The sequence below is a fragment of the Dysgonomonas sp. Shenzhen-Wh21 genome, assembly GCF_043392705.1.
GTDB lineage: Bacteria > Bacteroidota > Bacteroidia > Bacteroidales > Dysgonomonadaceae > Dysgonomonas.
Genome location: NZ_JAIXHZ010000175.1, coordinates 1 through 8,787, shown reverse-complemented (window position 1 = coordinate 8,787; position 8,787 = coordinate 1). Strand labels below are relative to the sequence as shown.

Genomic DNA, 8,787 nt, shown 5'->3' with positions numbered 1-8,787 from the left:
GCTATGGCTTCATCTATCGACATGTATGCCGAATTGCTCTTAGTCAACGAAACAGGAAATCTACCTGTACCATTACATTTGCGTAATGCGCCTACAAAGTTGATGAAGGAATTGAATTACGGAAAGGAATACAAATATGCGCATAGCTTTGAAAATAATTTTGTACAACAAGATTATGTACCTAAAGAGATAAAGGGTAGACAATTTTGGAAACCCCAGCAGAATGCATCTGAAAGTAAAATAATGGAATGGCTCAAAAAGCTCTGGAAAGATCGGTATTAAGAATCTACACAAGTATTATTTTTAAGAATTTAAATTATCTAATAATAGAATTGTAGTTTACTTTTATAGCAAAAAAGTAACATACAAAAACATACAATTAGCTGTTACTTTTGTCACTTTTTGAAAAGGTCTCTGCAACAATTAAGTTTAGAATAATGAATAATAAACTATTGCTATTTTTCTCTATAATCTTTTATCTAACGAGTATATATACTTTTTCGCAAGCGTATCATACACAGGCAATATCAGATGATATATATACGGTACAGGTAAATAAAAATAACGATTGGAGTTCATATCCCATCATCGCATTGAATGGCAATGATTATGTACATATTAGTTTCGATCGTATTTCTGAAGACTCAATGAATCGTTTACGTTATCGGATAATCCATTGCGATGCATACTGGAAAAGAAGCAGTGGCATATCCGAGATAGATTATCTAAGTGGATTCAATGATAACCCGATAGATGATTATGCTTCTTCTTTAAATACAACCGTAGAATATACCCACTTTGCTATTGATATTCCTAATAATGATGTAAATGTTAAATTATCAGGAAACTATGTTGTTGAAGTTTACGAAGATGGTATACCTGACGAAGTTTTACTTACTGCTTGTTTCTCTGTCGTAGATTCACAAGTAAGCATCGCTCCAAGTATTACTTCTAATACGGATATTGATACAAATAAAGGTCATCAGCAGTTGTCCTTTAGTATATTGCATCAGAATCTTAATATAAGAGATCCTTTTACCGAATTGAAAATCTTTGCTTGGCAAAACAACCGCCTCGACACTGAAAGGCATCAAATAAAACCTACTTATGTTAGCTCCGATAAATTAATATATGAACACAATCGGAATCTGATATTTGAAGCAGGAAATGAATATCGTCGATTCGAAACGTCAAGTTATAGATACAATGGTTTGAATGTAGAGCATATTGAATATAATCGGCCTAATTATACAATGTACATCGTTCCTGATAAAACCAGATCCGGTAGGTCATATAGTTATGATCAAGATCAAAATGGAAGGTTTTATATTAGAAGTAACGATACGAATGATAGTGAGATAGAGTCTGATTATTTTAATACGGTATTTACTCTACCAATGGATAGCCCGATAGGCGAGGATATTTTTATTAATGGAAACTTTACTGATAATAACTTTACCGACAAATACAGAATGAAATATGATGAAGAGAACAGACAATATTATATAGCTCTGCTTTTAAAGCAAGGTTTGTATAATTATCAATATCTGACTAAGTCGGGAGCCAGTTACTCAACAGCAAAAATAGAAGGTAATTATTTTGAAACAGAAAATGAATATCAGATATTTGTCTACTATCGCCCTTCCGGACAACGTTACGACAGCCTCATAGGCATACAAAATATTCAATCAAGAAGTAAATAAGGAATTAACCTATATAAAAAATCCTCTTTATGCAAATGCGTAAAGAGGATTTTAATATATAAGCTTATACTTTAATTATTCAAGGTAGGTGTATCCATAAAGGCCTGAACGATAGTTTGATAGAAATTCTTTTCCTTCTTCTACTGTTATTGTCCCTTGTTTAACACTCGAAGTAACCCATGTTTCAACAGTGCGGACAAGCTTCTTCGCATTGTATTGAGCATAGTCTAATACTTCTGCTACAGTTTCACCATCTATCATTTGCTCTATCTTGTATCCGTCTTTATCAACTGAGATATGAACCGCATTTGTATCTCCGAATAGGTTGTGAAGATCACCCAATATTTCCTGATAAGCACCCACTAGGAATACTCCGAGGTAATATGATTCGTTCTTCTTCATGCTATGTACCGGCAAGTATGATGACTGATTACCGTTAGAGATAAAGTTATCTATCTTTCCGTCAGAGTCACAAGTTACATCCTGTAGTGTTGCTGTTCTATCCGGCTTTTCGTCCAATCTATGAATTGGTATAATCGGGAAAATCTGGTCAATAGCCCAAGAGTCCGGCAACGACTGAAATAAGGAGAAATTACAGAAATATTTATCCGGTAATAATTTTGATAATTGTTTTAACTCCTCAGGAGCATGTTTTGCTCTGCCTGCAATTTGGAATATTTCACGGGCAATAGAGAAGTAAAGACGCTCTACCTGCGCTCTCGTTTTCAATGTTAGCATTCCCAAACTAAATAAGTCGAGAGCTTCTTCACGAATCTGTTGTGCGTCGTGCCAAGCTTCTAACATACGCGATTGGCTAAGATCGTCCCATATTTGATACAGCTCTTTAACGAGTTCATGGTCATCTTCCGACAACTCTTTATCTTCATCCCACTCCGGCAAAGTAGCTGTTTCCAACACTTCAAATACCAGAATAGAGTGATGTGCCGTAAGCGATCTGCCCGATTCTGTTATAATATTAGGGTGTGGGATGCCATTCTTATCAGCTGCATCTACCATTGTAGCGATAGAGTCATTCACATACTCTTGTATGGAGTAGTTTACACTACTTTCGTTATAAGAAGAACGTGTACCGTCGTAGTCAACGCCCAGTCCCCCACCAATATCAACAAACTCCACCTTAAAGCCCATTGCATGCAGCTGTACATAGAATTGAGCGGCTTCACGTAAAGCTGTTTTTATCCGGCGAATTTTGGTAATCTGGCTTCCGATATGGAAGTGAATAAGACGTAAAGAATCTTGCATATTTGCTTTTTCAAGATATGCTAAAGCTTCTAACAGCTCACTCGAATTCAATCCGAATTTGCTTCCATCGCCTCCTGATTCTTCCCATTTACCACTACCGGAACTGGCCAGCTTGATGCGGATACCAATATTAGGTGTTATTTTTAGTCTTTTAGCTATTTTGGCGATTAGCGGTATCTCATTCAGTTTCTCAACTACAATGAATATATGCTTGCCCATTTTTTGAGCTAATAAGGCTAACTCAATATAGCTTTCGTCCTTATATCCATTACAGATTATAAGCGAATCAGAATCGGTGTTGATTGCTATAACGGCATGAAGTTCCGGCTTAGAACCGGCTTCCAGTCCGATATTGAATTTTTTTCCATGGCTGATAAGTTCTTCTACCACCGGGCGCATTTGATTTACCTTGATAGGGTATATTATATGGTTTTGCCCTTTATATTCATATTCTTCGGCAGCCTGTTTAAAGCACGTGGAAATTTTCTCGATCCGATTATCCAGGATATCCGGAAAACGAATCAAAACAGGAGCTGACACATCGCGAAGCTGCAATTCGTCCATCAGTTCTTTTAAATCAACAGCCACCCCGTCTTTTCTCGGAGTTACAACAACGTTACCTTTCTCATTAACAGAAAAGTAATTAATACCCCAGCCTGCGATGTTATACAACTCAGCTGAGTCTTCGATGCGCCATTTTCTCATTCTTTGTGTAAAGTGAAATTTATTTAAATAGATAAATATGTTGTTATTTTAGCATTTTTAGGGTCTTTCGACTCCTCACCATAGATGTCGAAATCTGCTAAATAACGTCTTTTTATATTAGACTGCCAAATATGTGCCCAAGTTTTACCTACGGCATAAGGCAGTTCACCTTCCGAAAGGTACTTATAATATTTCGATTCCGGTATTTCTTTGAAAGTCAATCCCAAATTTGTAGGTATCCCTTCAACACTGGAAACTTTATAACCTAATACAGTCGTGTATTCTCCTGTATAGTCACTCTCATAATCAGTATAAATGCAATAGATATCATTAGATACCTTATTCGGCATCAGTTGCTGAATGTAAGCATTACGGAAAAAAACTTCCCATAGTTTTGCAATATCCTCTTGCGATTGATGATTCTGATTCGTAGTACGGACAGATATTCCAACAACCACAAACTTAGTCAGAGTGACTTCTTCACGATTCATCCTTATTTCCTCTTTAAGATATTTGTTACTTCTGCAATATACAAGTAATGAAAATCCTTTTCGGGATACCATCTTTCGATGATGTCTTTCTCTAGAAAAGCATCTTCTTGGATACGCTGGACAAAGAGCTTCTTGACAAAAATAGCTGTTTGGGCTTCCATAAAATATGGTATATGTTTATCGAAAGCAATATTAAGTCCGGCTTTTGAGATTTTGTTTTCATCACGTCCCGATACTTTACCTAAATAACTTAAGTCCTTTAAGTATTTTTTATCAAAGAAAGTAAGAGAGAAAGATTCTGTACTTTCCACAAACTCCCTTGTGTATCTTTGAGGACGTATAACAACAAATACTACTTCTTTGTTCCACATCACACCGTATCCTCCCCAACTTGCAGTCATTGTATTCACTGTACCATCGGGCTTAGATGCAGTAACGAGCATCCATTTGTTTTTTAGCCCAAATGAATCGGGAGTAAAATCTTTTATATCTATTTTTTCAAAGGATGTCATGATTGTCAATACTGTTTTCAACTAAAAAGTAACAAAAGTAACAGTTTTTATACTGTTTCTAGATATCACTTTTTTATTTCTAAACTAATTCTAATGGTCTGTATAAAGATAATTTAATCGAGTTTTAATACAGCTAAGAAGGCTTTTTGAGGAACTTCTACGTTTCCTACCTGCTTCATGCGTTTTTTACCTTCTTTTTGTTTCTCGAGAAGTTTACGCTTACGAGAGATATCACCACCATAACATTTCGCCGTAACATCTTTACGTACGGCCTTGATCGTCTCACGGGCAATAATTTTAGCACCGATAGCAGCCTGTATTGCTATATCAAATTGTTGACGGGGAATAAGTTCTCTCAATTTTTCACACATGCGACGTCCGAAGTTTACGGCATTGTCAACATGAGTAAGTGTAGAGAGAGCATCTACAGATTCACCATTTAATAGTATATCAAGTTTTACAAGCTTCGATTCACGATAGTCATGCATATGATAATCGAAAGAAGCGTATCCTTTCGAAATACTTTTCAGCTTATCGTAAAAGTCGATAACAATCTCTCCTAATGGTATATCATATATAATCTCAACACGATCTCCTGAGATATATTCTTGTTTGATAAGGATACCTCGTTTGCCGAGACATAAAGTCATAATAGCCCCTATATAGGTGGTATTGGTGATTACCGAAGCACGTATATAAGGTTCTTCTATATAATCTATCAGGGTAGGGTCGGGGAGTCCTGCCGGATTGTGAACCTCTTTCGTGTTCCCTTTCTTGTCGTGAACTATATAAGATACGTTTGGAACAGTTGTGATCACATCCATGTTGAATTCCCGGTCGAGGCGTTCCTGTATAATCTCCATATGTAAAAGACCTAAGAATCCGCAACGGAAACCAAATCCTAAAGCAACAGATGATTCCGGCTGAAATGTAAGAGAGGCATCATTCAATTGAAGTTTTTCTAAAGATGAGCGTAAGTCTTCAAAGTCTTCGCTATCGATAGGATAAACTCCGGCAAAAACCATTGGCTTGACTTCCTCAAAGCCTTCGATCGCTTTGTCGCATGCCCCTTTTACATGGGTGATTGTGTCACCTACTTTTACTTCTTTCGAAGTTTTGATCCCTGAAATTATATAACCAACGTCACCACACCTGACTTCATTACGCGGAGACATATCCAGTTTTAGTACACCTACTTCGTCAGCATCATATTCTTTCCCTGTTGCAAAGAATTTTACAAGATCACCTTTTTTTATTGTACCATTCACTACTTTATAATAAGCAATGATACCACGAAAAGAGTTAAAAACTGAATCGAAAATAAGTGCTTGCAATGGAGCTTCGGGATCACCTTGCGGTGCCGGTATTCGTTCTATAATTGAATCCAGTATGGTATAAACGCCTTCTCCTGTTTTACCACTGGCACGTATTATATCCTCTTTTTTTACACCTAACAGTTCTATAATCTGATCTTCAACTTCATCAGGCATAGCACTTGGCAGGTCTATTTTATTCAGAATAGGAATAATCTCTAGATCATGCTCTATTGCCATATACAGGTTTGATATTGTTTGTGCCTGTATACCTTGTGCTGCGTCTACGATTAATAATGCGCCTTCACATGCTGCTATAGATCGTGAAACTTCATACGAAAAGTCAACGTGTCCGGGAGTATCAATCAGATTAAGAATATATTTTTCGCCTTTATATACATATTCCATCTGGATAGCATGGCTTTTTATAGTGATGCCACGCTCACGTTCCAGATCCATGTTGTCAAGTACCTGAGCTTGCAAGTCTTTGCCTTCAACAGTCTTTGTATATTCTAAAAGCCTGTCAGCAAGGGTACTCTTACCATGATCAATATGTGCTATAATGCAAAAATTTCGTATTTTATTCATTCTATAATAAATCTTCTTTTTGGTATATCGATTTGAAGTAAATATACTACCCCAAATTAGGCTGCAAATATACAAAAAAGATATAAAATACAGGGCTATTCGCGAAACAGATTTGAGTGACTTTAAAGAAAGATTAAATCATAAGAAATAAATGCTGTATCATTCTTTATATAAAGTATGTCTATATGTAATAAAAATAGGATGCACCATTGATACATCCTATTTCTTTATTCTAATACAATTTTATTTCTCTGTTTCCTTATACCATTTATTTAGCTGCCCATTAACAAAAACAAAGTACCAGTGGTTTTTAAATTTATCTACGTATTCTAAAGTCTGGTCACCATTACTTCTTTGGTCGACAACTGAATATTTATCACCCATAAGTGAGACGATCTCTCGTTGTGTCATCCCCAGTTCTACTTGTTTAAGTTGTGTGTTGTAAACTGGTCCGCAAGCTGCAAGTGTAAATGCAACAAGGCATGCAAAAAATATCTTTTTCATAATATAATTGTTTTATAACCTATTTAACGTTCTAAGCATGTGTTTAGTTCTCAGATATAGAGTAATATCAATTTATAGTGATTTTTGAAAAAAGGAAATAATGAATTGCTAATCTTCTTTACAACAGTCACAACCCTCATGTTTCTCTAAAACTCTGTGAGGAAAATCTCCATGTCCAATTATTTCAATAGGACACGAGTTGTATGATTTTTCAAGCCAGTCGGTCGAGATGTTCGTGCCTGAATGATAATGCAGTTCTTCGTTTACGCATGCTATATTCTTCACGAGTGAAATAACGGTTCCAACATCATGAGATACCAGTATGATAGCCGTATCCAGATTTATCTCTTCGAGCAATTTGTAGAAATTGCTTTCAAAACGTTTATCCACATAGGAATTAGGCTCATCAAGAACCAACAAATCGGGGTCATCGATAATCGCCCTTCCTAGTAATGTACGTTGCAACTGCCCACCTGATAACGCACCTATCGAACGGTGTATAAGCTGTTCCAACCCCATTTTTTCGGCAATGACGCTCACCTTTTCTTTTTGTTCCTTTGTATAAGAAGAGAAAATACCTTTTTTTACGGTTAATCCAGACAAGATAACATCATATACAGATATTGGGAATTTTTTATCAATCTGGTTGATCTGAGGTAAGTAACCTATGTTTATTTTATCAACCTTTATATTATTCCTATAAAAAGATATTTTGCCCGAAGCCGGCTTAACCAACCCCATGAGAGTTCTCAGAAGAGTTGTTTTACCTCCTCCGTTTGGGCCGATAATACCAAGGAAGTCATTCTTGGTAACTTCCAGATTGACATTCTTCAATACATAAGGATTGCCGTCGTATCCTACAGAAAGATCTTTTATGTCAAGAATTTTACTCATCAATTAATCTTCTAAAGCCATAGCTCTAGCTATTTTAATCATTTCTTCACTCCAATTATAAGACAGTAGATTGATAGGTATAGCTTTTCCGCCAATAGCTTCGGCTACTGTTTCAGCATTCTTTGTGTCAAATTCTTTTTGAATAAAGACAACTTTTATACCTTCAGCTTTTGCTTTGTCTATAAGTTCTTTCAATTGCGCAGGAGAAGGGTTTTTTCCTTCATGCTCAATGGAATACTGTGTCAGCCCATATTCTTGAGCAAAATAGCTAAGCGCAGGATGGTAAATGATAAAAGCTTTGCTTGGTGCTTTTTCCAGATACGATTTTATTATACTATCGGTCTTGTCTATTTCAGAGAGAAGTTTATCGTAATTTGCTTTGTAATCAGCTTCATTTACTCTGTCTATTTCAATAAGCCCTTTGTACATGTTTTCTGCAATGATTTTAGCAGAAACGACAGAACTCCATGTATGTGGATCTCCTCCTACATGTCCATGATGACTATGATCATGTCCTTCGTGATGATTGTGGTCTTCACAGGTTGATTCTATGCCATCAGAACAATCAACTACTTTAAACGCAGGATTACTTGCAGAAACTTTATTTATCAGAGAATTTTCTATACCAAGATAACCTACCTTAAAGTAAGCTGTGCTTTTGTCGGCAATCACTTCAAAGTAGAATGCATTATTTCTCCCGGAATGAATCCGGAAAGTGCAGACTTTACTCCTTCACAGATGATGAATCTTGACAAAAGCACAGCTTACTTTAATGTAGGTTATCTTGGTATAGAAAATTCTCTGATAAATAAAG

General features: G+C 36.1%; 8 protein-coding genes and 1 pseudogene. 2 read left to right on the top strand and 7 right to left on the bottom strand.

What is annotated here, in order from left to right:
* Nucleotides 1-282 (top strand): annotated as a pseudogene (locus LDB17_RS12635) (hypothetical protein); the annotation flags it as partial.
* 155 nt (nucleotides 283-437) lie between these two features.
* Nucleotides 438-1,703, top strand: a complete 1,266-nt coding sequence (locus tag LDB17_RS12630; protein ID WP_252637305.1) for a DUF5103 domain-containing protein — start codon at nucleotides 438-440, stop codon at nucleotides 1,701-1,703.
* Between the two features lie 75 nt (nucleotides 1,704-1,778).
* Here the strand turns inward: LDB17_RS12630 and speA are convergent, their stop codons facing one another.
* The 7 genes from speA to LDB17_RS12595 all read right to left on the bottom strand — a co-directional run bounded on the left by speA (nucleotide 1,779) and on the right by LDB17_RS12595 (nucleotide 8,645).
* Nucleotides 1,779-3,671, bottom strand: coding sequence for a biosynthetic arginine decarboxylase (gene speA / locus LDB17_RS12625; RefSeq protein WP_135106438.1), 1,893 nt, complete (start codon nucleotides 3,669-3,671; stop codon nucleotides 1,779-1,781).
* Nucleotides 3,672-3,694: 23 nt separating this feature from the next.
* On the bottom strand, nucleotides 3,695-4,162 hold the full coding sequence (locus LDB17_RS12620) for a GyrI-like domain-containing protein (RefSeq protein ID WP_252637306.1): 468 nt from the start codon (nucleotides 4,160-4,162) through the stop codon (nucleotides 3,695-3,697).
* A gap of 2 nt (nucleotides 4,163-4,164) precedes the next feature.
* Nucleotides 4,165-4,674, bottom strand: coding sequence for a flavin reductase (locus LDB17_RS12615; protein ID WP_252637307.1), 510 nt, complete (start codon nucleotides 4,672-4,674; stop codon nucleotides 4,165-4,167).
* Between the two features lie 113 nt (nucleotides 4,675-4,787).
* On the bottom strand, nucleotides 4,788-6,575 hold the full coding sequence (lepA, locus tag LDB17_RS12610; protein WP_252637308.1) for a translation elongation factor 4: 1,788 nt from the start codon (nucleotides 6,573-6,575) through the stop codon (nucleotides 4,788-4,790).
* Between the two features lie 243 nt (nucleotides 6,576-6,818).
* Entirely contained in the window at nucleotides 6,819-7,079 is a 261-nt protein-coding gene (locus LDB17_RS12605) for a hypothetical protein (protein ID WP_135106431.1), read from the bottom strand.
* A gap of 108 nt (nucleotides 7,080-7,187) precedes the next feature.
* Nucleotides 7,188-7,973, bottom strand: a complete 786-nt coding sequence (locus tag LDB17_RS12600) for a metal ABC transporter ATP-binding protein (RefSeq protein ID WP_252637309.1) — start codon at nucleotides 7,971-7,973, stop codon at nucleotides 7,188-7,190.
* A 3-nt stretch (nucleotides 7,974-7,976) separates the two neighbouring features.
* Nucleotides 7,977-8,645, bottom strand: a complete 669-nt coding sequence (locus LDB17_RS12595) for a metal ABC transporter solute-binding protein, Zn/Mn family (RefSeq protein ID WP_393925055.1) — start codon at nucleotides 8,643-8,645, stop codon at nucleotides 7,977-7,979.
* Between the last annotated feature and the right edge of the window lie 142 nt (nucleotides 8,646-8,787).

Coding starts and splice junctions, on each gene's coding strand:
- LDB17_RS12630 (WP_252637305.1), top strand. CDS start 438: ATGAATAATAAACTATTGCTATTTTTCTCTATAATCTTTTATCTAACG.
- speA (WP_135106438.1), bottom strand. CDS start 3,671: ATGAGAAAATGGCGCATCGAAGACTCAGCTGAGTTGTATAACATCGCA.
- LDB17_RS12620 (WP_252637306.1), bottom strand. CDS start 4,162: ATGAATCGTGAAGAAGTCACTCTGACTAAGTTTGTGGTTGTTGGAATA.
- LDB17_RS12615 (WP_252637307.1), bottom strand. CDS start 4,674: ATGACATCCTTTGAAAAAATAGATATAAAAGATTTTACTCCCGATTCA.
- lepA (WP_252637308.1), bottom strand. CDS start 6,575: ATGAATAAAATACGAAATTTTTGCATTATAGCACATATTGATCATGGT.
- LDB17_RS12605 (WP_135106431.1), bottom strand. CDS start 7,079: ATGAAAAAGATATTTTTTGCATGCCTTGTTGCATTTACACTTGCAGCT.
- LDB17_RS12600 (WP_252637309.1), bottom strand. CDS start 7,973: ATGAGTAAAATTCTTGACATAAAAGATCTTTCTGTAGGATACGACGGC.